21 protein-coding genes and 1 riboswitch are annotated in these 25,824 nt (G+C 72.7%); of the genes, 6 read left to right on the top strand and 15 right to left on the bottom strand.

Annotated elements, in window-relative coordinates:
* Positions 1 to 36 precede the first annotated feature (36 nt).
* From OG472_RS11075 to OG472_RS11050, 6 genes are all read right to left on the bottom strand, one after another.
* Complete coding sequence (locus OG472_RS11075) at positions 37 to 1,272, bottom strand: sensor histidine kinase (protein WP_401609703.1); 1,236 nt, start codon at positions 1,270 to 1,272, stop codon at positions 37 to 39.
* A gap of 5 nt (positions 1,273 to 1,277) precedes the next feature.
* Positions 1,278 to 3,035 carry a cation acetate symporter gene (locus OG472_RS11070; RefSeq protein WP_401609504.1) on the bottom strand — a complete coding sequence of 586 codons (1,758 nt, stop codon included), beginning with the start codon at positions 3,033 to 3,035 and terminating at the stop codon, positions 1,278 to 1,280.
* A 144-nt stretch (positions 3,036 to 3,179) separates the two neighbouring features.
* Positions 3,180 to 3,455: a hypothetical protein gene (locus tag OG472_RS11065; protein WP_362814223.1), complete on the bottom strand. Its 276-nt coding sequence runs from the start codon at positions 3,453 to 3,455 to the stop codon at positions 3,180 to 3,182.
* Between the two features lie 196 nt (positions 3,456 to 3,651).
* On the bottom strand, positions 3,652 to 4,476 hold the full coding sequence (locus OG472_RS11060) for a LytR/AlgR family response regulator transcription factor (RefSeq protein ID WP_401609507.1): 825 nt from the start codon (positions 4,474 to 4,476) through the stop codon (positions 3,652 to 3,654).
* Between the two features lie 139 nt (positions 4,477 to 4,615).
* Positions 4,616 to 5,569, bottom strand: coding sequence for an SCO0930 family lipoprotein (locus OG472_RS11055; RefSeq protein ID WP_405943164.1), 954 nt, complete (start codon positions 5,567 to 5,569; stop codon positions 4,616 to 4,618).
* A 118-nt stretch (positions 5,570 to 5,687) separates the two neighbouring features.
* Positions 5,688 to 6,707 carry a GDSL-type esterase/lipase family protein gene (locus OG472_RS11050; protein ID WP_401609509.1) on the bottom strand — a complete coding sequence of 340 codons (1,020 nt, stop codon included), beginning with the start codon at positions 6,705 to 6,707 and terminating at the stop codon, positions 5,688 to 5,690.
* Between the two features lie 445 nt (positions 6,708 to 7,152).
* Here OG472_RS11050 and OG472_RS11045 point away from each other — a divergent pair, with 445 nt between their 5' ends.
* On the top strand, positions 7,153 to 8,628 hold the full coding sequence (locus OG472_RS11045; RefSeq protein WP_401609511.1) for an amino acid permease: 1,476 nt from the start codon (positions 7,153 to 7,155) through the stop codon (positions 8,626 to 8,628).
* A gap of 16 nt (positions 8,629 to 8,644) precedes the next feature.
* Positions 8,645 to 9,100: an Lrp/AsnC family transcriptional regulator gene (locus OG472_RS11040; protein WP_361764872.1), complete on the top strand. Its 456-nt coding sequence runs from the start codon at positions 8,645 to 8,647 to the stop codon at positions 9,098 to 9,100.
* Positions 9,101 to 9,189: 89 nt separating this feature from the next.
* Here the strand turns inward: OG472_RS11040 and OG472_RS11035 are convergent, their stop codons facing one another.
* Positions 9,190 to 9,489, bottom strand: a complete 300-nt coding sequence (locus OG472_RS11035) for a WhiB family transcriptional regulator (protein ID WP_383574364.1) — start codon at positions 9,487 to 9,489, stop codon at positions 9,190 to 9,192.
* Positions 9,490 to 9,581: 92 nt separating this feature from the next.
* Positions 9,582 to 10,298, bottom strand: a complete 717-nt coding sequence (locus OG472_RS11030; RefSeq protein WP_401609514.1) for a GNAT family N-acetyltransferase — start codon at positions 10,296 to 10,298, stop codon at positions 9,582 to 9,584.
* Between the two features lie 453 nt (positions 10,299 to 10,751).
* On the opposite strand from OG472_RS11030, the gene OG472_RS11025 reads away from it, so the two are divergent.
* From OG472_RS11025 to OG472_RS11015, 3 genes are all read left to right on the top strand, one after another.
* On the top strand, positions 10,752 to 11,195 hold the full coding sequence (locus OG472_RS11025; protein WP_405941365.1) for a hypothetical protein: 444 nt from the start codon (positions 10,752 to 10,754) through the stop codon (positions 11,193 to 11,195).
* A gap of 199 nt (positions 11,196 to 11,394) precedes the next feature.
* Positions 11,395 to 12,195: a carbon-nitrogen hydrolase family protein gene (locus OG472_RS11020; protein WP_405941364.1), complete on the top strand. Its 801-nt coding sequence runs from the start codon at positions 11,395 to 11,397 to the stop codon at positions 12,193 to 12,195.
* 40 nt (positions 12,196 to 12,235) lie between these two features.
* Positions 12,236 to 13,933 (top strand): flavin monoamine oxidase family protein, encoded by a 1,698-nt coding sequence (locus tag OG472_RS11015; protein WP_383574372.1) that lies wholly within the window; start codon positions 12,236 to 12,238, stop codon positions 13,931 to 13,933.
* A 163-nt stretch (positions 13,934 to 14,096) separates the two neighbouring features.
* Here OG472_RS11015 and OG472_RS11010 read toward each other — a convergent pair whose 3' ends face one another.
* From OG472_RS11010 to OG472_RS10995, 4 genes are all read right to left on the bottom strand, one after another.
* Positions 14,097 to 15,566, bottom strand: a complete 1,470-nt coding sequence (locus OG472_RS11010) for a beta-propeller fold lactonase family protein (RefSeq protein WP_405941363.1) — start codon at positions 15,564 to 15,566, stop codon at positions 14,097 to 14,099.
* 374 nt (positions 15,567 to 15,940) lie between these two features.
* Complete coding sequence (locus tag OG472_RS11005; protein WP_405829250.1) at positions 15,941 to 16,618, bottom strand: DUF5995 family protein; 678 nt, start codon at positions 16,616 to 16,618, stop codon at positions 15,941 to 15,943.
* 76 nt (positions 16,619 to 16,694) lie between these two features.
* Positions 16,695 to 18,092, bottom strand: coding sequence for a uracil-xanthine permease family protein (locus OG472_RS11000; RefSeq protein WP_401609528.1), 1,398 nt, complete (start codon positions 18,090 to 18,092; stop codon positions 16,695 to 16,697).
* A gap of 93 nt (positions 18,093 to 18,185) precedes the next feature.
* Positions 18,186 to 19,424 (bottom strand): MFS transporter, encoded by a 1,239-nt coding sequence (locus OG472_RS10995; protein WP_405941362.1) that lies wholly within the window; start codon positions 19,422 to 19,424, stop codon positions 18,186 to 18,188.
* Positions 19,425 to 19,479: 55 nt separating this feature from the next.
* Here OG472_RS10995 and OG472_RS10990 point away from each other — a divergent pair, with 55 nt between their 5' ends.
* Positions 19,480 to 20,631, top strand: a complete 1,152-nt coding sequence (locus OG472_RS10990; protein WP_401609532.1) for an ROK family protein — start codon at positions 19,480 to 19,482, stop codon at positions 20,629 to 20,631.
* A gap of 612 nt (positions 20,632 to 21,243) precedes the next feature.
* Here OG472_RS10990 and OG472_RS10985 read toward each other — a convergent pair.
* From OG472_RS10985 to OG472_RS10975, 3 genes are all read right to left on the bottom strand, one after another.
* Entirely contained in the window at positions 21,244 to 21,993 is a 750-nt protein-coding gene (locus OG472_RS10985) for an SDR family oxidoreductase (RefSeq protein ID WP_401609533.1), read from the bottom strand.
* Positions 21,994 to 22,046: 53 nt separating this feature from the next.
* Positions 22,047 to 22,946, bottom strand: a complete 900-nt coding sequence (locus OG472_RS10980) for an RNA polymerase sigma-70 factor (protein ID WP_405941361.1) — start codon at positions 22,944 to 22,946, stop codon at positions 22,047 to 22,049.
* A 78-nt stretch (positions 22,947 to 23,024) separates the two neighbouring features.
* The gene (locus OG472_RS10975; RefSeq protein WP_405941360.1) at positions 23,025 to 25,376 is read right to left on the bottom strand and encodes a chitinase C-terminal domain-containing protein; all 2,352 of its coding nucleotides are present in this window, start codon (positions 25,374 to 25,376) and stop codon (positions 23,025 to 23,027) included.
* 297 nt (positions 25,377 to 25,673) lie between these two features.
* Positions 25,674 to 25,804: riboswitch (FMN riboswitch) on the top strand.
* The last annotated feature ends 20 nt before the right edge of the window (positions 25,805 to 25,824 follow it).

Below are 25,824 nucleotides of genomic sequence, written 5' to 3'. Positions count from 1 at the left end.
GCCGCGCCCCTCCCAGGATGACACGGGATCGGCTGCTCAGGGGCGGGGGAGATGATGTCCCGACGGTGAACTGTGCACACCTGCACGGTATTTGGGGATTCGGATGGTGACCTTCATGCCGGCGCCCACGCCCGTCTCGATCACCGGCCCGTACTCGTCCCCGTACACCTGCCGGATCCGCTCGTCGACATTGGGCAGCCCGATGCCGGCGGAGGAACCGCTGTGCTCCCCGGCCAGGATCCGGCGCAGCAGGGCCGGATCCATTCCCACCCCGTTGTCCTCGACGGTGATCACCGCTTCCGCGCCCGCGTCCTGCGCGGTGATGGTGATCCGGCACTCCGCGGTGGAGTCCTCCAGTCCGTGCTTCACGGCGTTCTCCACCAGGGGCTGCAGGCACAGGAACGGCAGCGTCACCGGCAGCACCTCGGGCGCCACCTGCAAGGTCACCTTCAGCCGGTCGCCGAACCGGGCTCCGGCCAGCGCCAGATACTGCTGGATGGAGCGCAACTCCTCGGCGAGCGTGGTGAAGTCCCCGTGCCGCCGGAAGGAGTACCGGGTGAAGTCCGCGAACTCCAGCAGCAGTTCCCGGGCGTGCTCCGGATCGGTGCGGACGAACGAGGCGATCGCCGCCAGCGAGTTGAAGATGAAGTGCGGGGAGATCTGCGCCCGCAGCGCCTTGATCTCCGCCTCCATCAGCCGGGTCCGCGAGCGGTCCAGCTCGGACAGCTCCAGCTGTACGGACACCCACCGGGCGACCTCCGTCGCGGCCCGCACCAGGACCGCGGACTCCCGTGACCCGTACGCCACCAGCGCGCCCAGCATCCCGTCCTCGCCGGTGAGCGGGGCCACCACCGCCCACTTCAGCGGACAGCCGGGCCGCTGGCACTCGGTCCGCACGCTCTGGCTGCGGCCCGACTCCAGCATCACCGCCACCCGGGCCATCGCCCGCCGCTCGTGGTGGTCGGCGCCCGGGCCGTCCCAGGCCAGCACCGACTCCCGGTCCGTGAGGCACAGGGCCTCGGTGCCCAGCAGTGACCGCAGCCGCCGGGCGGCCTTGCGGGCGGCGTCCTCGGTGAGCCCGGCGCGCAGCGGGGGAGCGGCCAGCGAAGCCGTGTGCAGGGTGTGGAAGGTGGCCCGCTCCACCGGCGTCCCGAGGTCCAGCCCGGCCGCCCGTTCACCGCGCCGGGCGTGCCGGCGGCCGGCCGCCCAGCCCGCTGCCAGCAGCAGGACCGCACCCGCCACCGCCAGGAGGGCCGGCACGGCCGGACACACCGCGCTCACCGCGCACCCTCCCCCTCGCTCCGCCGGGAGGCCCCCCACGCCCGGTCCACGGCCACGTTCTCCGGCAGGTGCAGCCGGGCCAGGGTGGCCGCCGTCCCGGCCGGGACCCGCGACCGGGTGGCCAGCGACACCGCGACCATCGTCAGGAACCCGAGCGGCACCGACCACACCGCAGGCCACGCCAGCAGCGTGTGCACCCAGCCCGCCGGGGCCAGCCCCGTCCGGGTCGCCAGCACCGCGCTCAGCGCGGCCCCGCCGCCGGTGACCAGCCCCGCCACCGCCCCGGGCGGGGTCAGCCCGCGCCACCAGATGCCCAGCACCAGCAGCGGACAGAACGACGACGCGGACACGGCGAAGGCCAGGCCCACCGCGTCGGCCACCGGCACCTCCGTCGCCGCCACGCTCCCGCCCAGCGGCACCAGGATCGCCACGAGCACCGCCGAGCGGAAGCTGCGCACCCCGCGCGCCGGCAGCACGTCCTGGTGCAGCACCCCGGCCACGGCCATCGTCAGCCCCGAAGCGGTCGAGAGGAACGCCGCGAAGGCGCCCCCGGCGAGCAGCGCCCCCAGCAGCTCGCCGAGCAGCCCGCCCAGCATCCGCTCGGGCAGCACCAGCACCGCCGCGTCCGCGTCTCCGGTCAGGGCGAGTTCGGGGGCGTAGATCCGGCCCAGCGCCCCGTACACCGGTGGCAGCAGGTAGAAGGCGCCGACCAGGCCGAGGACGACCAGCGTGGTGCGCCGCGCGGCCCGCCCGTTGGGGCTGGTGTAGAAGCGCACCGCCACGTGCGGCAGGCCCATCGTGCCGAGGAAGGTGGCCAGGATCAGCCCGTACGTGGCGTACAGCCGGTGCTCCGGGCGGTCCCCGGACAGCGGCTCCGACCAGCTGGACACCCCGAGACCGGCTTCCGCGCGGGTGTCCGGGACGGGCGTGTCCGGGGCGAACTCCAGCCGCGCGTGCGCCCGTACGGAATGCCCGCCGGGGGCGAGGGTCACCGGGACCGCCACGTAGCCGTGCCCGTCCACCTGCCCGGTCACCGTGACCGTCAGCGGCTCGTCCAGGGACAGCCGCACGTCCTCCGCGAGGGTCACCGATGTGTGCTCCCGGAAGACCGCCGGGGCGTCGAACGTGGCCCGCGGCGCCCCGTCCCCGGCCCAGGCGGCCAGCAGGAAGAAGGCCGGGACCAGCAGGGCGGTGAGCTTGAGCCAGTACTGGAAGGCCTGGACGAAGGTGATGCTGCGCATCCCGCCGGCCGCCACCGCCGCGCTCACCACGAAGGCCACGACCAGCCCGCCGACCCAGTGCGGGGCCCCGGTCAGGATCTCCAGCGTCAGCCCGGCGCCCTGCAGTTGCGGCAGCAGGTACAGCCAGCCGACCCCGACCACGAACAGCACCGCGATCCGCCGCACCGCCTGCGACTCCAGCCGGGCCTCGGCGAAGTCGGGCAGCGTGTACGCGCCGGAGCGCCGCAGCGGGGCCGCCACCAGCGCGAGCAGGACCACGTACCCGGCTGTGTACCCCACCGGGTACCAGAGCATCGCGGGCCCCTGGAGCAGCACCAGCCCCGCCACCCCGAGGAAGGACGCGGCCGAGAGGTACTCCCCGCTGATGGCCGCGGCGTTGAGCCGGGGCCCCACCGTGCGCGAGGCCACGTAGAAGTCGGAGGTGGTCCGGGATATGCGCAGGCCCAGCGCGCCGACCAGGACGGTGACCACCACGACGACGGCGACCGCGGTCAGCGCGTACGTCTGGTTCACCGGTCGGGTCCTTCGGCGGAGGCGAGTGGGGCGGAGTGAGTGGAGACCGGAGTCTACGCACGAGCCGAGACGTGGCAACAGGCACGATCCGGCCCTGCGGCGCCGGTGCCGGCGCGCCGCCCGGGACCCCGCGCCGCTCGTGGATCAGACGGCCGGGTCGCGGTGCTCGGCGCAGTCCCGCAAGGCGATCTCCAGCTCCACGTACGACTCCTCCGCGCGCCGGAAGGCCAGCGTCAGGGCCGCCTCCGCACGCGGCGGCACCTGCTCGCGGACCCCCTCGCGGGCCTCGTACAGGATGTCGGCCCAGCGGGCGGCCGCGCTGCGCAGCCGGGCCAGCAGTGCCTCCGCCTCGGCGGGCCCGGCCGGCCGGGTACGGGGCAGTCCGCTCAGGGCGTCGACCAGCGCCTGGATCTCGGACATCTCGCTCCTCCCGCGCCGGAAGATCCACGATACGCAGGGGTGTCGGCGGAGGCGGGCCGTTCACGCCGCCGGTGCGGCCGACGGCTCCGGCGGATCGCCGTACGTCCCTCCCGGAGCGACGAACGGCTCCCGCGCGCGCCGGACGGTCGGGCGCCGGCGGACGGGCGGCCCGTACGGGCCCGGCCGGCCACCGCTTTCAGCCAGTGGCCTGCCGCATCAGGAGGTCCCGCAGCTCCCGCGCGTGCCGGCGGCTGACCTGCAGCTCCGCCGCCCCGACCCGGACACTGGTCGTGCCCGCGTCCAGCCGGATCTCGTCGATCCGCGACAGCGCCACCAGATGGCGGCGGTGGATCCGTACGAACCCGCGCGCCGCCCAGCGCTCCTCCAGCGTGGACACGGGGATCCGGACCAGATGGCTGCCCTCGTCGGTGTGGAGGCGGGCGTAGTCGCCCTGCGCCTCGACGTAGGCGATGTCGGCGATCGCCACGAAGCGGGTGACGCCGCCCAGCTCGACCGCGATCTGCTCCGGGGCGCGGTCGGCGACCGTGACCTCGGCCGCCGGGCGGCGCGGCGGCACCACGGCCGACGGGCTCGCCGCGGGCTCGGCGGCCACCGGCGCCTCCCCGGTGCGGCCCAGCTGCGCACAGGCCCGCCGCACGGCCTCGGCCAGCCGCTGGGGGCGCACCGGCTTGAGCACGTAGTCCACGGCCTTCAGGTCGAAGGCCTGTACGGCGAAGCCCTCGTGGGCGGTGACGAACACGATCAGCGGCGGCTGCGCGAACCCGGCCAGCAGCCGGGCGATGTCCAGACCGGTCAGCCCGGCCATGTGGATGTCGAGGAAGACCACGTCGATGCCGTCGGCCCCGTCCGGTCCGGACTCGAGCGCCCGGGTGACGCGGCGCAGGGCCTCGGTGGCGTCCGAGGCGCCCTCCGCGCTCAGCACGCGGGGGTCCGAGCGCAGCAGGTAGAGGAGTTCCTCCAGGAGCGGCTTCTCGTCGTCGACGGCCAGTACGCGCAGCATGCCGCCGAGTCTAGGTACCGGCGCCCCGCGGCGGAACGGGGCGCGGCCCCCGCCCCGGGGGATGGGGGCAGGGGCCGCGCGACCGTGGTGGGGGGCCTGGAGGGTCTCGGAGCAGTCCCGGGACTACGGGACCACGGGACTACTGGATGGTGATGAGCTTGCCCTCGGGGGAGACGGCGTACCACGTGCCGCCCACGCCCTGGCCGTTGATGTCGCCGGGCTTCTTGTCACCGGTGAAGGTGTAGACGGGCCAGCAGTCGACGCTCTGCTGCTTCAGGCCGTCCGGGCGGTTGAGCACCGAGTAGTTCTTCTCGGGGATCCCCTTGTCCTTGGCCTTCTCCACCGGCGGAACGACCGGCCACTTGGTCAGGCAGTCGCCCACGCACTTGGAGGTCATCGGCCACTGGGTGTCCGGCTTGAACCGGTAGACGGTCATACCCTTGCCGTCGACGATGTGGTCGCCCAGCTTGGGGTCCTTGGCCACCGACAGCTTCCCGTCGGCCTCGGCGGCGCCGCCCGCGGCCGGCGGTGCCGCCTCGGTCGCCGCCCCCTTGGCGGCCTTCTTTCCGTCCGGTGCGAGCGCGAACCACACCCCGCCGACGCCCTGGCCGTTGAAGTCCCCCGCCTTGGCGTCCTTGTTGTAGCGGTACGCGGGCCAGCCGGCCACCGTCAGCTGCTTGCTGCCGTCGCTGCGCACGACCTCGCCGAGCAGCGAGGGATCCATGCCCGCCGCGGCGGTGGCATCGCCGGCGGCGACCACCGGCCAGGTCTTCTCGCAGTCCCCGTCGCAGTTCGACTTCGGCGGCTTGGCCGTGTCCTTGTCGAAGCGGTAGAGCGTGAGCCCCGCGCTGTCGGTGAGCACCGCGCCGAGCTTGTCGTTGTTGGCGGTGGCCAGCTGCCCGCCGGGCTTGGCGCCCGATCCCGCGTCCGCGGCGGGGGCCCCGTATCCCCCGTCGGCGGCGGGAGCCTGGGAGGCGGCACCGGCGGGCTGGGCCGAGTCGGCCGCCTTGTCGTCGGACGGACCGCAGGCGGTCGCCGCGAGGACGACCGTCATCGCGACGGCTGCAAGGGTGGTTCCGCGCTTGATGCCCATCTTGATCTCTCCCACGTGTGGTGTCTGTCGTGCCGTCGCCCCCGGCGGCGGCAACTGTGCTCAGGACACGCCCTGATGGCAGAGATCTGTTCAAGGGAGTTCGTGTGGGCTGTTTCACTCACCCCGCGCCGAACCCGGCGCGCCGCAGAGCCGTGGCCACAGCGAGGCCGAGTACCTGGTGTCCGCTGTCGTTGGGGTGCAGCCCGTCCTCCAGGTGCTCGGGACCGAGCAGGTCCCGGCCCGGGAGGACGGCGAGCCGGTCGTCCCCGGCGCTGATCCGGTCGCGGGTGGCGCGCTCCATCGCGTCGCGCAGGGCGCCCAGGGTGGCGCCGAGCTTGTTCGGGGTGCGCTCCGCGTCGGGCCGCAGCACCGGCGAGACCAGCAGCAGCGGGGTCCGCGGGTGCCCCTGCCGGACCAGTTCGAGGAAGGCGCGCGTGGTCTCGTAGAGCAGGGGTGCCGAGAAGGGCACCCGGGACCAGCAGTTGGTGCCGAAGGCGAGGGTGAGGACGTCGGCGGGCAGGCCCGCGAGCTGTTCGGCCGTGGTGAGCTCGCCGCGCGCGGCGCCCGCGTAGCCGAGGTTGACGGTGTCCCAGCCGAGTGCGCGGCCGGTGACCGAGGGCCAGCCGTGCGCGGGGCGGGTGGACCACCAGCCTTCGGTGATGGAGTCGCCGTGCACCACCCAGCGCGGGGCGGGCGGCGCAGGGGTGAGGAGGCCGCCGATCCCGCGCAGGCCGAGGACCAGCGGGGACTGGGTCTCGGGCGGGTGGATGGTGAACGGGCCGTTGCCGCCCCCCAGGTCGATCCGTACGACCGCCTCCGCGGCCGGTTCGGTGAACACCTCGGAGACCACCCCGTGCCGGTCCCACAGGGCGAAGCCGTGTGCGAGGTCGCGCAGGGCGTCGGTGGGGCCGGGCACGGTCGCCCGGTAGCGGATCTCCACCGCCCACGCGGTCCCGGTGGTGAACTCCAGCCGGACCCCTATGGGCAGGGTGGCCCGCTCGCCGGTGTCCCAGGGCAGCCGCATGGTGTCCGCCGGGTCGGCCCGCACCGGGCGCCCCTTGTCCAGCCAGGCGACCCCGCGCAGGAAGGGGTGCGGATCCTGCCACGGCCACTGCTGGTCAGTGCCCGGTCTGCTCACGCTTCGCCTCCGATCGTGCCCGCGGTCCCGGTCCGGGAGCTTTCGCTCCCGGTCGCGGTCTCGGCGACCCGTACCCCGCGCGGGCCCGGATCCACCGCCTCCGGTCGCACCAATGCCGTCAGGCGGCACGCTGCGACACATCTGACGAAGTGTCAAGAAACGGGGTTCGAGGAGGGCCGCGCAGCGATCGATCATCCACACGCAACAAAGGGCCATCCCGGACAGATCCGCGCAACGATCGTGCGCCAATGTGCAAGGATGGTGCATTACGGGCGGTATCACTCAGCTCGTAGGCTCACTCGCTGTACGTGGAGTGGCGGATCGCCTGCTCGGCGGTCCCCCCATGCTCAGGCCCTTCCCCCGTCGGGCCCTGTCCTGCTCCGGATCGTCGCGGTCGACGCCTCATCCCCGACCTCCCCGATCCGCAGTGACAAGGAGTCCCCTCGTGCTCGACCACGGCCAGGCGCCACCGCTCGACTCGAAGCCCGTCCACCCGCTGCTCCGCCGCAAGCCGGTGGAGCAGCTGGTCGCCGAGGGCGGCCAGGGTGAGGGCGGCGCACTCAAGCGCTCGCTCACCATGTGGCAGCTGACCATGATCAGCATCGGCGCCACCCTGGGCACCGGCATCTTCGTCGTCCTCGGAGAGGCCACCCCGATCGCCGGCCCGGCCGTCTTCATCGCGTTCATCATCGCGGGCCTCACCGCGCTGTTCTCGGCGCTCTCCTACGCCGAGCTCGCGGGCTCCATCCCCGTATCGGGCTCCTCGTACTCCTACGCCTACGCCACCATGGGCGAGCTCATAGCCTGGGTCTGCGGCTGGTGCCTGGTCCTGGAGTACGGCGTCTCGGTCGCGGCCGTCGCCGTCGGCTGGGGCCAGTACCTCAACGAGCTGCTCGACGGCACGCTCGGCTTCACCATCCCCGAGGGCTTCTCCGCCCCGCTGGGCGAGGGCGGCTACATCAACCTGCCCGCCCTGGTCGTCGTCCTGCTCTGCATGGTCTTCCTGCTGCGCGGGGCCAAGGAGAGCGCCCGGATCAACACGATCATGGTCGGCGTCAAGATCGTCACGCTGGTGCTCTTCTGCGTCATCGGCTTCATGGGCATCAAGGCCGGCAACTACACCCCGCTGGCCCCGCTCGGCGTCACCGCCATCAGCACCGCCGCCTCCATGCTCTTCTTCTCGTACATCGGCTTCGACGCGGCCTCCACCGCCGGTGAGGAAGCCAAGAACCCGAAGAAGGACCTGCCGCGCGCGATCATGCTCTCGCTCGCCATCGTCACCGCGCTGTACTGCCTCGTCGCCCTGGTCGCCGTCGGCGCCATGCCGTGGCAGGAGTTCGAGGGCAGCGAGGCCGCCCTGGCCCAGATCATGGAGAACGTCACCGGACACTCCTTCTGGAGCGTCATCCTGGCCGCGGGCGCCGTCGTCGCCATCGCCAGCGTCGTCTTCGCCGTCCTCTACGGCCAGACCCGCATCCTCTTCGCCATGTCCCGCGACGGCCTGATGCCCAAGGCCTTCGCCAAGGTCGACCCGAAGACCGGCACCCCCCGCGTCAACACGATCATCGTCTGCCTCTTCTGCGGACTGCTCGCCGCCTTCATCCCGCTGGGTGAGCTGGCGAACGCCACCAGCATCGGCACGCTCTTCGCGTTCGCCCTGGTCAACGTGGCCGTCATCATCCTGCGCCAGACCCGCCCGGAGATGAACCGCACCTTCAAGGTCGCGCTCTTCCCGGTCACCCCGATCGTGGGCTTCCTCCTCTGCGCCTACCTGATGACGGAGCTGCCCGGAATCACCTGGCTGGTCTTCGGTGGCTGGATGGCCGTCGGGCTCGTGATCTACTTCTTCTACGGCATGCGCCGCTCCAGCCTGGCCACTGTGGCCGCCCTGGCCGCCACGGCCGAGGAGGCCGCTGAATAGAAGTGATTCACCCCCCGTGCGACTGAACGATCTCGACGAACGCATCGTGCACGCCCTCGCCGAGGATGCCCGCCGCTCCTACGCGGACATCGGCTCCGAGGTCGGGCTCTCCGCCCCCGCCGTGAAGCGGCGCGTGGACCGGCTGCGCGCCGAAGGCGCCATCACCGGCTTCACCGTCCGCGTGGACCCCGCCGCCATGGGCTGGGAGACCGAGGGCTTCATCGAGATCTACTGCCGCCACAACACCTCGCCGGACGACATCCGGCGAGGACTGGCGCGCTACCCGGAGGTGGTGTCCGCGTCGACCGTCACCGGCGACGCGGACGCCCTCGTCCAGATCTTCGCCTCGGACATGCGGCACTTCGAGCGGGTGCTGGAGCGCATCGCGGGCGAGCCCTTCGTGGAGCGCACCAAGTCGGTCCTGGTCCTCTCCCCGCTGCTGCGCCGCTTCACCTCCGGCGCCCCCGCGTAGGCCGTCTCCTCCGGAGCGGGCCGGGGCCCGGTCGGCATCGGCCGGCCGGGCCCCGGCCCGCCTTTCGGTCCAAGCCCGCTGCTTTCGGTCTAGGCCCGCGCCGCCAGGGTCATCCCCGCCGGGCCCTGGAGCGCGTGGCGCTCCTCCTCCGTCAGGCCGCCCCAGACGCCGAACGGCTCGCGGGTCCGCAGCGCGTGCTCCAGGCAGGCCGTGCGGACCGGGCAGGCCGCGCAGACCCGCTTGGCGGCGGCGTCCCGCTCCTCGCGGTCCTCGCCCCGCTCACCGGCGGGATGGAAGAAGCGGCCGGACCCCAGGTCCCGGCAGGCCGCCCCGGTCTGCCACTGCCAGGAGTGGTGGACGGCGCCGGGCAGGCGCGACACGTCGGTCATGACGGTTCCTTTCTTCGGGATGTCCCGCGTGTGACCGCTCGCCGCCCCTTGAAACACCGCCACGCCCGGTACGCATCCGGGCGCCCTCCGGATCAGGCCTCCCGGGCCGGAGTGCGCAGGCCCAGGAAGAGCGGGCGGCGGCGCGGGGTGAAGCCCATCGACTCGTACAGCCGGACGGCACCGGTGTTCTCCGCCGCCGCGTGCAGGAACGGGCTGTCCCCGCGCTCCCGTACCGCCGCCGCAACCGCACGGGTCAGCCGGCCGGCCAGGCCCCGGCCCCGGTGGTCCGGGTGGGTGCACACCGCGCTGATCTCCGACCAGCCGGCCGGCCGCATCCGCTCCCCGGCCATCGCGACGAGCCTTCCCTCGTGGCGGATCCCGAGGTACGTGCCCAGCTCGACCGTCCGGTCCAGGAACGGGCCCGGACGGGTCAGCCCGACCAGCTCCAGCATCTCCGGTACGTCGCCGCGGCCCAGCGGGACCGCCTCCGGCTCGGCCTCGGCCCGCACCGCCCGGCCGTCCAGCTGCACGCCCGGCACGGTCATGAGCGTCTCCCAGTGCGGCGGCGGGGTCAGCAGCCCGGTCACCCAGACCACCTGCCCCGGCCCCATCAGCGCGGCGAGGTCCGCCCACGCCCGGGGATCCGCCGGGTCGGCGAGCCCCGCGAAGGGGGACGTGTCCAAGGGGTACCGGCCGGCCAGACCCGCGGGCCCCAGCTCGGCGAGACCACGGTGCGTTCCGGTCAGTGCGGCCCAGACGGGATTGTCGAGTACGGCGCTGTCGGGCAGGGTGCCGGTCTCGGGGGACATGGCTGCGGGACTCCTTACGGCGGGTGGCGGCGATCGTCCGCGACCGCCTTCTTGACGGCCCCGGGCGCCGCCACGAGACTGCGGGGGACGGCCACGACGGACCGAGCCCGCCGCGGGAAGCCTAACCACCGCGCAGCGGGCCGCCGAGGACAGGACGGGGGTGGAGGACCGGTGGACACGCCCCGGACCGCGGAAGCGGGAACTCCGACCCTGCGGCGCTGGTGGCTGACCCGGCGCCTGCACATCGACCTCCTGCGGGTGTGCAGCGCATTCGGCCCGCGCGGCTGACCCCTCTCGGAGACGAGTGACCCGGACCGGGCGTGCGCCGTGCGCGCCCGGAGCACAGCCCTGCGCAGCACCGCCCCGCCCGAGGCGGAGCCCTGCCGCCCAGGGCGCCATGCCGGCCCGGCCGCACTGCGCCCGGGCCACCGCCCGCGCCGCCCCAGGAGAGCCATGTCCCACACCGTCCTGCCCCGCACCGGCCCGGCCCCCGCCCTGCGCGGCCGCATCGGGGCCGGGTTCTCCCCCGTCCCGCACCGCTACCGCCTCTACCTCCGCGCCGACTGTCCGCGCTCCCTGCGGGTGGCCGCCGCCCTCACCGTGCTGGGCATCGAGGGCTCCGTCGCCACCACGGTCCTCGGCACCGGCACCGGCACCGGCACCGGCACCGAGACCGACACGCTCGTCGGCACCGCCACCGGCTGCGGCACCGAAGCGGCCGGGTACACCGCACTGCGCCTCGCGTACGAGGCCGCCGGCCACCACTTCGACGGCACCCTGACCGTCCCGGCCCTCGTCGACACCTGGAGCGGCCGCGTCGTCTCCGACCACACCCCCGACATCCTCGACGACCTGCACTTCCTGGCCGGCCACCCGGCCTTCCGCAAGGCCTCGTAGGAGGGGCCCGCCGAGGGGTTCCGCGCCGGTCCCCAGGGGTTCCCCGGGAGCCTCCGGGGGGCCCGCGCAACGAATCGCCGCACCTCTCGCGGAACGCGCAACGAATCGATGCGCGCAGCGCAACGGTCACGGCTTGTCCGGGTGCAACGCGCGAACGTACCTTCGTATGACCCCACCCCTCCTGTCACAGAGGTAGTCCATGCCTGCGCTGCGCACCGCCCTCCTCCAGAGCTCCGGAGTTCTCGGCGACACCGCCCAGAACCTCAAGGCGCTCGACGAGGCAGCGGCACAGGCCGCACAGAGCGGGTCCGGGCTCCTCGTCACCTCGGAGATGTTCCTGACCGGCTACGCGCTGGACCTCCAGGACATCCCCGGACTCGCCGAACCGGCCGACGGCCCGTCCGCCGTCGCCATCGGCGAGATCGCCCGCCGCCACGGCATCGCCGTCCTGTACGGCTACCCGGAGCGGGCGGACGACGCCGTCTACAACGCGGCACAGCTCATCGGCCCCGACGGGGTGCGGCTCGCGAACTACCGCAAGACCCACCTCTTCGGCTGCTTCGAACAGGACGCCTTCACCCCCGGCGACACCCCCGTCGTCCAGGCGGACCTCGGCGGCCTCCGCATCGGCATCATGATCTGCTACGACGTGGAGTTCCCCGAGAACGTCCGGGCGCACGCGCTCGCCGGCACCGACCTCCTCCTGGTGCCGACCGCGCAGATGCACCCGTTCCAGTTCGTCGCCGAACAGCTCGTCCCCGTACGGGCCTTCGAGAACCAGATGTACATCGCGTACGTCAACCGCACCGGCCCGGAAGGCGAGTTCGAGTTCGTCGGACTCAGCTGCCTGGCGAGCCCCGACGGGGTCACCCGGACCCGGGCCGGCCGCGGCGAGGAGATGGTGTTCGGCGAGGCCGACCCCGAGCTGCTGGCCGCATCGCGCGAGAACAACCCCTACCTGCGCGACCGCCGCCCCGGGCTCTACGCCTCCCTCGTCTAAGCCCTCTTCCCCCAGCCCTGCCGCAAGGAGACGTACCCCCATGACGTCCACGGTGCCCACCACCGCCGTCCCGCACAGCGACGGACAGCCGCCGATCACCATGTTCGGCCCGGACTTCCCGTACGCGTACGACGACTTCCTCGCCCACCCGGCGGGGCTCGGCCAGATACCCGCGACCGAACTCGGCACCGAGGTCGCCGTCATCGGCGGCGGGCTGTCCGGCATCATCTCGGCCTACGAGCTGATGAAGATGGGCCTCAAGCCCGTCGTCTACGAGGCCGACCAGATCGGCGGCCGCCTGCGCACCGTGGGCTTCGAGGGCGCCGAGACCGAGGGCCTCACCGCCGAGATGGGCGCCATGCGCTTCCCGCCCTCCTCCACGGCCCTGCAGCACTACATCGACCTCGTCGGCCTGGTCACGGAGCCCTTCCCGAACCCGCTCGCCGAGTCCACCCCCTCGACGGTCGTCGACCTCAAGGGCGAGACGCACTACGCCGAGACGATCGCGGACCTCCCGCAGATCTACCGCGACGTGTCCGCCGCCTGGAACGCCTGCCTCGACGAGGGCGCCGACTTCTCCGACATGAACACCGCGATGCGCGAGCGGGACGTCCCGCGCATCCGCGAGATCTGGGCCAAGCTCGTCGAGAAGCTCGACGACGAGACCTTCTACGGCTTCCTCTGCAAGTCGGAGGCCTTCAAGTCCTTCCGCAAGCGCGAGATCTTCGGCCAGGTCGGCTTCGGCACCGGCGGCTGGGACACCGACTTCCCGAACTCCATCCTGGAGATCCTGCGCGTCGTCTACACCGAGGCGGACGACCACCACCGCGGCATCGTGGGCGGCTCGCAGCAGCTGCCGCTGCGCCTGTGGGAGCGCGAGCCGGAGAAGATCGTCCACTGGGCCCAGGGCACGTCCCTGTCCACCCTGCACGACGGCACCCCGCGTCCGGCGGTCACCCGCCTGCACCGCACGGCCGGCAACCGCATCACGGTCACCGACTCCTCCGGCGACATCCGCACGTACCGCGCCGCGATCTTCACGGCCCAGTCCTGGATGCTCCTGTCGAAGATCGAGTGCGACGACACGCTGTTCCCGATCGACCACTGGACGGCGATCGAGCGCACCCACTACATGGAGAGCTCGAAGCTCTTCGTCCCCGTCGACCGCCCCTTCTGGCTCGACAAGGACGAGGAGACCGGCCGTGACGTCATGTCGATGACCCTCACGGACCGCATGACCCGCGGCACCTACCTCCTGGACAACGGCCCGGACAAGCCCGCCGTCATCTGCCTCTCGTACACCTGGTGCGACGACAGCCTCAAGTGGCTGCCGCTGTCCGCGAACGAGCGGATGGAGGTCATGCTGAAGTCCCTCGGCGAGATCTACCCCAAGGTCGACATCCGCCGTCACATCATCGGCAACCCGGTCACCGTCTCCTGGGAGGACGAGCCCTACTTCATGGGCGCGTTCAAGGCCAACCTCCCCGGCCACTACCGCTACCAGCGGCGCCTGTTCACCCACTTCATGCAGGACCGCCTCCCCGAGGACAAGCGCGGCATCTTCCTCGCGGGCGACGACATCTCCTGGACGGCCGGCTGGGCCGAGGGCGCGGTCCAGACCGCCCTCAACGCCGTCTGGGGCGTCATGCACCACCTCGGCGGCTCCACGGACTCCACCAACCCGGGCCCGGGCGACGTCTACGACGACATCGCCCCGGTCGAACTCCCGGAGGACTGACCCCTCCCGGCCCCAGATCACGGGCCGCCGCCCCGCGAACGTCAGCACGCGGGGCGGCGGCCCGTTCTCATGCCCGCCGGCCTTCCTCTCTGGGGCTGCCAAGAGAATGTGCAGGTCAGCGCGAGTTCGGCCGTTCAGGCAAGTGAGTCATGCCGGTGTGCGGTCACCGGGGGCCGGGGCGGTGGCCGTGGCCGGGCAGGTAGTGGCCCGGCTTTCCGTGACCCGGCTTGCCGTGGTCGGGCTTCCCGTGGCCTGGGTGGTCGTGGTGCGGGGGTTTCGGCTGCTGCTTCCCGTCGACGGTGGTGGTTGCGGTGGCGATGCCGGTGCGGGTGGCGCCGCCGCCGGTGACGGTGGCGGTGTTGGTGACCTGCTTCGGCGCGTTGTGGGCGATCCGGACGGTGAGGGTGAGGGGCGGGTAGGCGGCGCCGGGGGCGAGGACGTCGCTTCGGGTGCAGGTCAGGGGGGTGAGGGTGCAGGTCCAGCCGGTGCCGGAGAAGCTGACCGGGGTCAGACCGGCGGGGAGGGTGTCGGTGACGGTGACGGTGCTGCCGTCGGTGGGCAGGTCGCCGGTGTTGGTGACGGTGAGGGTGTAGGTGCCCTGCCCGCCCTGGGTGAACGTCCCGCCGGCGGTGAGCTTGATCAGCGTCAGTGCCGGCGCCGGCCGGGGCACGACCCCGATCGCCACCCCGAACGGGAGGTCGTCGACGGGGACGGTGTCCACGACGGCGTCGGTGGCGGTGTTGATCACGGACACCGTGTCGTCGTTGGCGTTGGTGACGTAGGCGCGGGTGCCGTCCGGCTTCACCGCCACCTCTCGAGGCGCATGGCCGACGGAGATGGTGTCGACGACCGCGCTCGTCGCGGTGTTGATCACGGACACCGTGTTGGCGTTGGCGTTGACGACGTAGGCACGGGTGCCGTCCGGCTTCACCGCCACCCCCTGGGGCACATCGCCGACGGAGACGGTGGCGACGGCGCTGGTGGCGGTGTTGATCACGGACACCGTGTCGGCGTCCGAATTGGTGACGTAGGCGAGGGTGCTGTCCGGCGACACCGCCACCCCGAACGGGTAGTCGCCGACGGGGATGGTGGCGACCATGTTCGTGTTCGTGTTGATCACGGACACCGTGTCTTCGTCGGAATTGGTGACGTAGACGCGGGTGCCGTTCGGCGACACCGCCACCCCGATGGGAGCATCGCCGACGGGGACGGTGGCGACGACCGTGTTGCTGTTCGTGTTGATCACGGACACCGTGTTGGAGCCGAAGTTGGTGACGTAGGCGTGGGCGCTGTCCGGCGACACCGCCACCCCCAGGGGCTCAAGGCCGACGTTGACGGTGGCGACGACCGTGTCGGTCGCGGTGTTGATCACGGACACCGTGCCATCGACGCGGTTGGTGGCGTAGGCGCGGGTGCCGTTCGGCGACACCGCCACCCCCCACGGCGCATTGCCGACGTCGACGGTCGCGACGACCGCGTCGGTCGCCGTGTCGATCACCGACACCGTGGCAGAGTTGAAATTTGCGACGTAGGCGTAGGTGCCGGGCGGCACGGCCTGGGCGGGCTGCGGGGCCACCACGGGCAGGGCCAGGCCGGCCACCAGGACGAGACCCGCCACCAGCGCCCGCGGCAACCCACCCCACCACGAGCGGCGCACTCGAAGACCAGGCGGCGCCGACGACGGGAGGGCCTCCTGCGCGCCCACCCCCCTCACGGTTTGACAGATAGTCACAGCAATCCTCCCGGCCGGGCTGACAGAACGGGACGGATTATGACAGTTCGCCATATTTGGTAGGGCGGGGACACGCGACCGCCCCGACCATGGGCCGGGGCGGTCTCAGGAGTTCGTTGATCCGGCGCGGGGTGGCGCGGCGAGGCACGTGCACAGTGCGGCGAAGCGGAGCGCCGGCGAACGCGCAGGTTCGTGCGCCCGGAGGCGGTGCGTGGTGAAGCCGGCCATCGCGTGAGCCCGGGCGACGGGGCCCGCGGCCCGCCCGGGGCGTGCGGTCAGGCCCGGCTCGGGGACCGGCCCGCTTCCGAGGGCGTCCTGACGGGGGTCAGCAGGCAGCGGCCGACCAGGCCGACGCCCGCGTCGAGGGAGTCCGCGAACTCCTCGGCCAGTTCCGGCGCCCGGCGCAGCGTCCACAGCAGCCGGGCCGCCGACCAGGCCCCGGCCCGGGCACGCTCCAGGCTCCACGAGCCGATCAGATGGGTCAGCGGGTCGGCGATCTCCAGCAGGTCCGGGCCCGGCATCAGGACCTCCCGGATGTGCTCCTCCAGCGAGACCAGCGTGTCGCCGACCCGGTCGAAGTCCGCCTCCAGGGCCCGCGGTTCGCAGCCCAGCTCACCGCACGTGGCCACCACGGCGAGCGCCAGGTCGTGCCCGATGTGTGCGTTGATCCCGGCCAGCGCGTGCTGGAGCGGCCGGATCCCGGGGTGGCGGCGGTACTGCAGCAGCGGGCGCCAGCAGGCCGGGGCCCGGTCCGCCTCCACCGCCGTCAGGTACCGCTCCGCGAACCGCACGCTGAGGGTCGCCGCCCGCCGGGGCGCCGGGAAACACCCGTGCTCGATCCGATGGTGCAGGGTCTCCGTCACCGTCAGGTAGACCCGGTTGAAGACGGCGACACCGTCCTGCGGCGGGAGCCGCTCCTCCAGGGCGCGCATCCGCGCCAGCACCGCTTCCATGGGAGGCAGAGTCGCAGGCGCCGACGCGGATCCGGGGAACTTGGCCGTACGCTTCCCCGGTTCGGGCGAAACCCCGTCAACGGGGCTTGTCCTCCGCCTCCCCGCCGGCGTCGTAGGCGGACGTGCCCGCGTCGAGCAGGGGCTCCTGCGGCTTCAGGTGCGCGGGGGCGAAGTGGCGCAGTGCGTGATAGCCCGCGATCACCACGATCGTGCCCAGCGCGATGCCGCCCAGCTCGAAGCTGTCGGTGATCTGCAGCTTCACACCGCCGACCCCGATGATGATGCCCGCCGCGGCCGGCACCAGGTTCAGCGGATTGCGCAGGTCTACCCGGCCGTTGATCCAGATCTGGGCGCCGAGCAGGCCGATCATGCCGTACAGGATGACGGTGATGCCGCCCAGCACCCCGCCCGGGATCGCGGCGACGACCGCGCCGAATTTGGGGCACAGTCCGAAGAGCAGCGCGAAGCCTGCCGCGGCCCAGTAGGCGGCCGTGGAGTAGACCCGGGTGGCCGCCATGACGCCGATGTTCTCGGAGTACGTGGTGTTGGGCGGGCCGCCGACCGCCGTGGACAGCATCGACGCGGCGCCGTCCGCCGCGATGGCCGTGCCGAGCTTGTCGTCGAGGGGGTCGCCGGTCATCTCGCCGACGGCCTTGATGTGCCCCGCGTTCTCGGCGATCAGCGCGATCACCACGGGCAGGGCGATCAGGATCGCGGACCACTCGAAGGACGGCCCGTGGAAGGACGGCAGGCCGATCCAGTCCGCCTTCGTGACCGCGGAGAGGTCCAGGCGCCAGTGGTCCACGGCCGCCTCCCCGCCCACCGTCGAGTGGATCTTCCCGAAGAGCAGGTCGAAGAGCCAGGAGATCGTGTACCCGAAGACCAGCCCCAGGAAGATCGCGATGCGCGACCAGAAACCGGGCAGGCAGACCACGGCGAACCCGGTGAACAGCATCGTCAGCAAGGCCGTCCACTGGTCCTGCGGCCAGTACGTCGACGCCGTCACCGGCGCCAGGTTGAAGCCGATCAGCATCACCACCGCACCCGTCACGATGGGCGGCATCGCCGTGTGGATGATGTGCGCGCCGAAGCGCTGCACCGCGAGACCGGCCAGGAACAGCGCCACGCCGACGACGAACACGGCGCCCGTGACGACCGCGCTGTCCCCGCCCGACGCCCGGATCGCCGCCGCGACGCCGACGAAGGACAGCGAGCAGCCGAGGTAGGAAGGTACCCGGCCGCGGGTCGCGAGGAGGAAGATCACCGTCGCGATGCCGGACATCATGATGGCCAGGTTCGGGTCCAGGCCCATCAGGACCGGCGCGACGAAGCTCGCGCCGAACATCGCCACGACGTGCTGGGCGCCCAGCCCGGCGGTCCGCGGCCACGAGAGCCGCTCCTCCGGCCGTACCACCGCGCCGGGGGCGGGGGTCCGCCCGTCTCCGTGCAGGGTCCAGCCCACGCCGAGGCCCATGTTCCACTCCTCTTCTCCGGACGGCGACAGCGCCGGCCGCTCACACGTCGAGGCCGCAGCGCACGGATCGTGCCGCTGCGGCCAGTCGACATATTACGGCCGGATATCGATGGGTTCGTCCCGATCGGCCGGACCGGCCTTCTGGCCGGTCCCGCCCCCAGACTGCCCCACCGGCGGCCGCGGGCGCAGTACCGCGGCGCCCACGACCAGCGCGAACGCCAGCAGCGTGACCAGCCCGAAGGACACCACCAGCGAACTCGCGTCGGCCACCGCGCCGATCGCCGACGGCGCGATCAGCCCCGAGGTGTACGTGATCGTCGCGACGCCCGCGATGGCCTGCGCCGGGGCCGGCCCGCTGCGCCCCGCGGCCGCGAAGGCCAGCGGGACCACCACCGCGATGCCGAGCCCGATCATCCCGAAGCCGGCGAGGGCCGCCACCGGATGCCGCACCAGCACCACGAGCAGCCCGCCCGCGGTGGCCACTACGCCGCCCGCCCGGACCGTGCGCACCGGCCCGAACCGGTCCACCACCCGGTCCCCGGCGAGCCGGGCCACGGCCATCGTGAGTGCGAAGGCCGTGGTCGAGGCGGCCGCCAGGCCGGCGTCGGTGTGCAGCACGTCCCGCAGGTAGACCGCCGACCAGTCCAGGCTCGCGCCCTCGGCGAAGACCGCGCAGAACCCGATGGCCCCGATGAGCAGCGCGGACTTGGGGGGCAGTGCGAAGTGCGGCGGCGCCTGCGCCTCCCCGTCGCTCCTGAGGTCCAGCACCCCCCGTACGGCGACCAGCCCGGCCGCGGTGAGGACGAGAGCGGCGACCAGGTGGTGCAGGCGGGCGTCGGTCCCGCTGTGTGCGGCGACCATGCCGGCAGCCGAACCGAGCAGCGCGCCCACGCTCCACATGCCGTGCAGCGAGGACATGATCGAGCGGCGCAGCCGGTTCTCGGTCTCCACGCCCAGCGCGTTCATCGCCACGTCCGACATGCCGGCGGTGGCCCCGTAGACGAGGAGCGCGAGGCACAGGGCGGGCAGGTTCGGGGCGAGGCTGGGCAGGATCAGGGAGAGGGTCCACATCGCCAGCAGCCCGCGCAGTGCGGCGCGGGCTCCGAACCGGTGGTTGATCCGCCCCGCCAGCGGCATCGCGAGCGCCGCACCGAGGGCGGGGAAGGCGAGGGCGAGCCCCAGGGTGCCCGCGCTGAGCTGGGCGTGGTCCTGGATCCAGGGAATGCGGGTGGCGAAGGAGCCGGTGACGGCGCCGTGGGCGCAGAAGACGGCGGCGATGGCGAAGCGGGCATGGCGCAGGCGCGCCGGGCTGAGGTCGTTGTCCCCGGTCATGACAAATAAACTATCAGGGACCCTGCCTGATAGATAACGGCTCCGACTCCCTAGGATGGGCGCCGTGACTTCCGCCCCCGCCCCGGTACCGTCCCCCGCCTCGCCGAGCACGGCCCGGGCCATCAACGACCGCCTCGCCCTGCGACTCCTCCAGGAGTCCGGGCCGCTGACGGCCACCCAGCTCAAGTCCAAGACCGGGCTCTCCCGCCCCTCGGTCGCCGACCTCGTCGACCGGCTCACCGGAGCCGGGCTGATCGAGGTCGTCGGGGAGTCCGGCGAACAGCGGCGCGGCCCCAACGCCAAGCTGTACGGGATCGTCGCGAACCGCGCCCACCTCGCCGCCCTGGACGTCCGCACGGACCGGGTCACCGCCGTCGTCACCGACCTGCTCGGCCGCTCCCTGGCCGAGGCCGCCCTGCCCGTCGGCGCACCCGAGGACGCGGTGGCGGCCCTGCTGCGCACCGCACACGAGGCCGGCGCCGAGGCACTGCACACCGTCGTCATCGGAGCCCCCGGCCTGGTCGCCCCGGCCACCGGCGAACTCCGCGACACCAGCGGCCTGCCGGCCTGGCACCGCGACCTGGTGACCGCCCTCCAACGGACCCTGCCCGCCGTGGTGGTGGTCGAGAACGAGACCAACCTGGCCGCCCTCGCCGAGCAACGCCTGGGCGTCGCCCGCGACCTGGACTCCTTCGTACTCCTGTGGCTCGGCGCGGGGGTGGGCGCGGCGGTGGTCCTCGACGGCCGGCTGCGCCGCGGCGCCTCCGGAGGAGCGGGCGAGATCGGCTTCCTCCCGGTACCGGGCACCGGAGCCCTGCCCTCGGCCGCCGACTGTGGGGGCGGGTTCCACGCCCTGGCGGGCCGGGACGGCGTGACCGCGCTCGCGCGCGAACACGGCTTCGCGGGCCCGGCGGAGGAGGCGGTGGCCGGAGCCGCCGGCGAGGCGTTCCTCGAGGCCCTGGCCGAGCGGCTCGCGCTGGGCGCGGCGGCAGCCGCGGCGATCCTGGACCCCGGCTGCGTGGTCCTGGCGGGCGAACTCGGCCGCGCGGGCGGCCCTGCCCTGGCGGCCCGGGTCGCCCACCGCGTGGCCAAGCTGACCCCGGTCCCGACGGAGATCCGCGCCACGAGCCTGGGCGACCCGGCGGTCCTGGCCGGAGCCCGCCTGGCCGCACGGGAGGCGGCACAGGAGGTGTTGTTCGGGGGGTAGGACCCGCGGAGGGCTGCGCCGCTCGTGCCGGTGGCCCTGCCGGGCGGGGTGCGCTGCGGAGGCTGGCTTCGCCGGTGCGGGTGGGGCCGGGAGTGCCGCTGGCCTGGCCGGCCGGGCGGCGGTTGGCTTCGCCGGTGGGGGTGGGGCCGGGAGTGCCGCTGGCCTGGCCGGCCGGGCGGCGGTTGGCTTCGCCGGTGGGGGTGGGGCCGGGAGTGCCGCTGGCCTGGCCGGCCGGGCGGCGGTTGGCTTCGCCGGTGGGGGTGGGGCCGGGTGGCTCCGGGGCGTCTCCTCGGGCGTCGAACGTGTCGGGGGGTCGGAGGGCCGGGGCACCTTGCGTTCGACGCCCTGCGGGGAGCGCCCCTGCGCACACCCGTCCCCTGCCGGAGCCCCCTGGGGGTCGGAGGGGTGGGGCGCGTGGCGTTCGGTGCATTGCGGGGAGCATCCCGGCGCACACCCGTCCCCTGCCGGAGCCCCCTGGGGGTTGGAGGGGTGGGGCGCGTGGCGTTCGGTGCATTGCGGGGAGCATCCCGGCGCGCCCGCCCCCGTCGGAGCCGATCAGGCCGCCGGAGGGCCGAGGGGGATTGTGCCGTCATGACCGGTGGGGCGGCCCTGTCATCGGGCGCGGGTCGCGAGGAACTCCGCGAAGGTGCGCTTGCCCACCGCGTGGGACGGGGTCAGGTGGCCGCCCCGGCGGAAGGCGGCGTACGTCCTGCCCGCCAGCGGGACGGCGACCACCCGGCCGCGGCGGCCGGTCGCCTCCAGGTAGGTGCGGGCCAGGTCCGTCAGGCGCCGGATCTGCGGGCCGCCCATGTCGGGGACCCGGCCCGCCGGGGCGGGGACCGCGAGGCCGGCCAGCCGGTCCGCGACCTCCTCGACGGCGATCGGCTGCACCGGGACCCCCTTCGGCAGCGGCACGACCGGCAGCTTCGCCGCCGCGTCGGTCACCTGCGCCACCAGGTCGTGGAACTGCGTGGTGCGCAGGATGGTCACCCCCAGCCCCGATCCCTCCAGCATCCGTTCCACCCGCAGCTTCGCCTTGTAGTAGCCGAGCGGGACCACGTCCACCCCGACGATCGAGATGTAGACGATGTTGCCGACCGTCCCCGCCCGGCGGGCCGCGTCGATCAGGTGCCGCGCGGCCACCTCGTCGCCCTTGCCCGCGCGGCGCGTGTCGCTCGCGCAGTGCACGACCACCTCCGCGCCCGCCATCGCCGCGTCCAGTCCGCTGCCGTCCTGCAGGTCCACCGGATGCTCGGGGGCGTGCCGGCTCAGTACGCGGACCTCGTGGCCCGCCTCCCGCAGCCGGGACACGACCAGCGTGCCGAGGGTGCCGGTGCCTCCGGTGACGAGGATGGTGCTCATGGGGTCCGCCTTCCGCCGGGAACGTCTCTTCGCCAGCTGGGACAGGACAGAGCTCAGGAATGTGACAGCTGCCGCCGCAGGAAGGCAAGCTTCTCCGGATTGATCACCGTGCTGATGCGGCTGACCAGCCCGTCCTCGAATTCCACCAAGAGGACCGCCACCTCGCCGAAGAGCAGCGCGGGCGTGCCGTTGACCTCCGCGACGGTGACCGGCAGGCCGGCGGCGAACTTCTCCAGCACCCCGATCGAGAACCGGGCCACCTTGTCCCGCCCCAGGACCGGCCGCAGCGCCGCGCCGACCACGCCGCCGCCGTCCGACACGTACCGGACGTCGGCCGTCAGCAGGCCCTCCAGCCGGTCCAGGTCCCCGCCGCGGGCCGCCGAGAGGAAGGTCTCCACGAGGCTCTGCCACCGCTCGGGGTCCGGTTCGAAGCGCCGTTCCTCGGTGGCCGCCCGCTCCGCCGCCACCCGGCCCGCCGCCCGCCGGTAGAGCTGGCGGCAGTTGGCCTCGCTGAGGTCCAGGAGCCCGGCGATCTCCCGGTGGCCGTACGCGAAGGCCTCGCGTAGCACGTAGACCGCCCGCTCCACCGGCGTGAGCTGCTCCAGGAGCAGCAGCAGGGCCATGGACACGCTGTCCCGCTGCTCCGCCGACTCCAGCGGGCCGAGCGTCCCGTCCCCGGTGAGGACCGGCTCCGGGAGCCAGGGGCCGACGTACTCCTCGCGCCGGACGCGCGCCGAGGTGAGGTGGTTGAGGCACAGGTTCGTGACGACCTTGGCGAGCCATGCCCCCGGGTGCCGGATGCCCGCGCGGTCGGCCGACACCCAGCGCAGGTACGCGTCCTGCACGGTGTCCTCGGCCTCCGCGGCGGAGCCGAGCATGCGGTAGGCGATGCCGAACATCCGGGGCCGGTGTTCCTCGAAGTCCGCGTCGGTCGCGGTGACATGGGTGTTCACCGGGACAGCCTAGGCGCGGGAGAGGACCCGGTGGCCGCCGGGCCACCGGGTCCTCTCCCGCTCACGCACGGACCGGGGTCAGCAGGCGCCCTGGTCCTTCCAGACGCCCCATTCCCCGGTGGTGCCGGGCTCCTCGTTCTGTGTCCACCACTGGGCCTTCCAGTTGCGGCCCTTGTGGGAGACGAGGTTGCCGCTGTTGTAGACCGTGCCCGCCACGTACGCCGGGCTGGTGCAGGTCCCGCCCGTCGGGGGAGGGGTGGTGGGCGGCGTGGTCGGGGGAGTGGTCGGCGGGGTGGTCGGGGGCTGGGTGCCGCCCGGTTCCGTCACCGTGGTGCCGCGTGCCAGGTCACCGGCGAGGGCGTAGGTGGTGCCGGAGATGTTCACCGTCCAGTTGGAGGGCGTGGAGACCGGCAGGTAGTAGTTGAACGCCAGGTCCACGGAGGCGCCCGGGGCCAGGGTCTGCCAGGCCGGGAGCTTGAGGGAGACCCGCTGGAAGTCGCCCTTCAGGCCGCCGACGTTGTTGCCGGTGTGGCCGCTGCTGATCACCTTCGTGCCGAAGCCCGACTGGTCGGAGGCGTTGTCGGGGGCCGAGGTCCCGTAGTCGAACTGGAACTCGGTGCCGCCGGGCAGCGTCGTGTTCGTGTTGTTGGTGATCTTGAGCTTGGGGGTGAGCGGGTAGTTGGAGTCGCCCAGCTTGAACTCGGTGAACTCCGTCCTGATGTTCACGGCCTGGGCGGGCAGTGCCGCGTTGGACTTCTTCGCGCCGTACGGGGAGGCCGACTTGAACTTCTGGTACATCGTGTCGGTGAGGGTGTCGCCCATCTCGTACTGGCCCTTGGCCGCGTTGTACGAGTAGTCGCCCGCGAGCTCCCAGACCATCGTGCCGCCGATGCCCTTGTTCACCACGTAGTCGGCCTTGGCGCCGACCGACTGCTCGTCCTCAGTCGAGAGGAAGACCTTCTTCTGCGCGTTCCACAGCCACGGCGCCACCAGGGTGGAGTCGTACTTGCGGACGTAGGTGCCGGTCAGCGTGGTGTTCGCCGGGAAGCCGTACTTGGTGACGTAGTCGCCGACGACCCCCTTCTCCAGGTTCTTGGCGTGCCACATCGGGTTGGAGCCCGCCGGGGACTCGACCCCGTTGGTGTCCTTGTCGTGCCACAGGTTGTCGATGCCGACCGCGCCGTCACCGCACTTGGTCAGGCCCGCGCCGGCCGGGCAGGTGGTCGCGGGCGCCTTGCCCCACAGGCCGTCGGTGCCGCCCTGCACGTTCTTGAAGCCGCGGGTGTAGTAGGGCAGGCCGATGTTGATGCGGCCGCCCGGCATCGAGCCGCGGAAGTAGTGGTACGCCCAGTCGGTGTTGAGGTAGCCGATGCCGCCGTACTGGGAGGTGGAGTAGACGCCCGCGGCGGCCAGTTCGCCGTCCTTGCCGTCGTCGAAGAGCGAGGCGTTGGGGCCGACGTACTCGTTCCAGGCGCCGTGCAGGTCGTAGGACATGATGTTGACGTAGTCCAGGTACTTCTGGACCTGGAAGGTCTCCATGCCCCGCAGCAGGTAGCCGGAGGAGGGGGCGGCGACGGAGAGCAGGTAGTGCCTGCCGTCGGCGGCGCCCGCGCGGTCGAGCTTCTCGCGCAGCGACTTCATCAGGGCCGCGTAGCCCTGGACCAGGCCGGCGCGGCGGGCGTTGGCCAGCTGCCAGTCCAGCGGGTTGCCCGCGTCCTTCATCGTGGTCGGGTACTCGTAGTCGATGTCGACGCCGTTGAACCCGTACTTGCGGATGAACTCGACCGAGGAGTCGGCGAAGGTGTCGATGCCGGCCTGGTTCACCGAGCCGTCGGCGTTCGTGGCCAGCGAGTAGAAGCCGCCGGAGGCGACCCGGTTGCCGTCGTCGCCGAAGTAGCCGCCGGTCTCCGCCCAGCCGCCGACCGAGATCAGCGTCTTGACGTTCGGGTACTGCTTCTTGAACTTGGTCAGCTGGTTGAAGTGGCCCTTGTAGGGGAGGGCCGGGTCCATCTCGGCGCCCGCGACGCCGGGCCAGGTCATCCCGGTGGCGGCGTTGTTCACGTTGTCCGCCCCGACCGAGATCTTGTTGTCGGCGCCCACGTGGGCGAAGGCGTAGTTCAGGTGGGTGACCTTGGACCACGGGATGTTGTTGGCGAGGTAGGCGGGAGCGCCGTCCTTGCCGGTGCGCCAGCCGGTGAAGTATCCGATGACGCGGCGCTGGTGGTCGGCGCCCATCTTCTCGCGGCCTTCGGAGTCGTAGACCGAGCAGTACGGGACGTCGACGCCGGCCGTCTTGTACAGCCCGTCGGGGCGACAGCTCTCGTTGTCGGCGGCGTGCGAGACGCCCGCCGAGAGCCCGCCCACCAGCAGTCCGGCGATGGCGGCGCCGGATGCCAGGAGCATCACTCTCGTGCGTGTGGGGGACGGCATGGTGCCTCCTGGGGAGGGGAGGATGCAGGACACAACTGGACACAACGTGAAGCAACAGGGGTGGTGCAGAAGCGTGTTGGCCCGTGACGTGCGCACATCTGACGGGCTGTTCCCGAGAAGATGAAGGGAACGTTAAGAGGACTAGACCACCCCGTCAATAGGTCTGGACCAACCCCCGGTCCACTCGACCGGGTCCCGGCCGCGGTCACCCCCGGGTCACCCTCTGTGAGCCAGGCCACACCGCATCACCTGCATGGCGGCGGATCACCCGTGGCAAACTGGCTGGAGTACCAGTAGCAGCGCACTCCGGGGTCGGTGTAATTCCGAACCGGCGGTTATAGTCCGCGACCCGTCCGCAGCCAGCGGCCGGTTGACCAGGTGAGATTCCTGGACCGACGGTTAAAGTCCGGATGGGAGGCAGTGCGCGGCGGGCCAGACACGGGTACGC

Source organism: Streptomyces sp. NBC_00207 (assembly GCF_045160965.1).
Lineage (GTDB): Bacteria > Actinomycetota > Actinomycetes > Streptomycetales > Streptomycetaceae > Streptomyces.
This window is presented reverse-complemented; position numbering and strand designations above follow the sequence as displayed.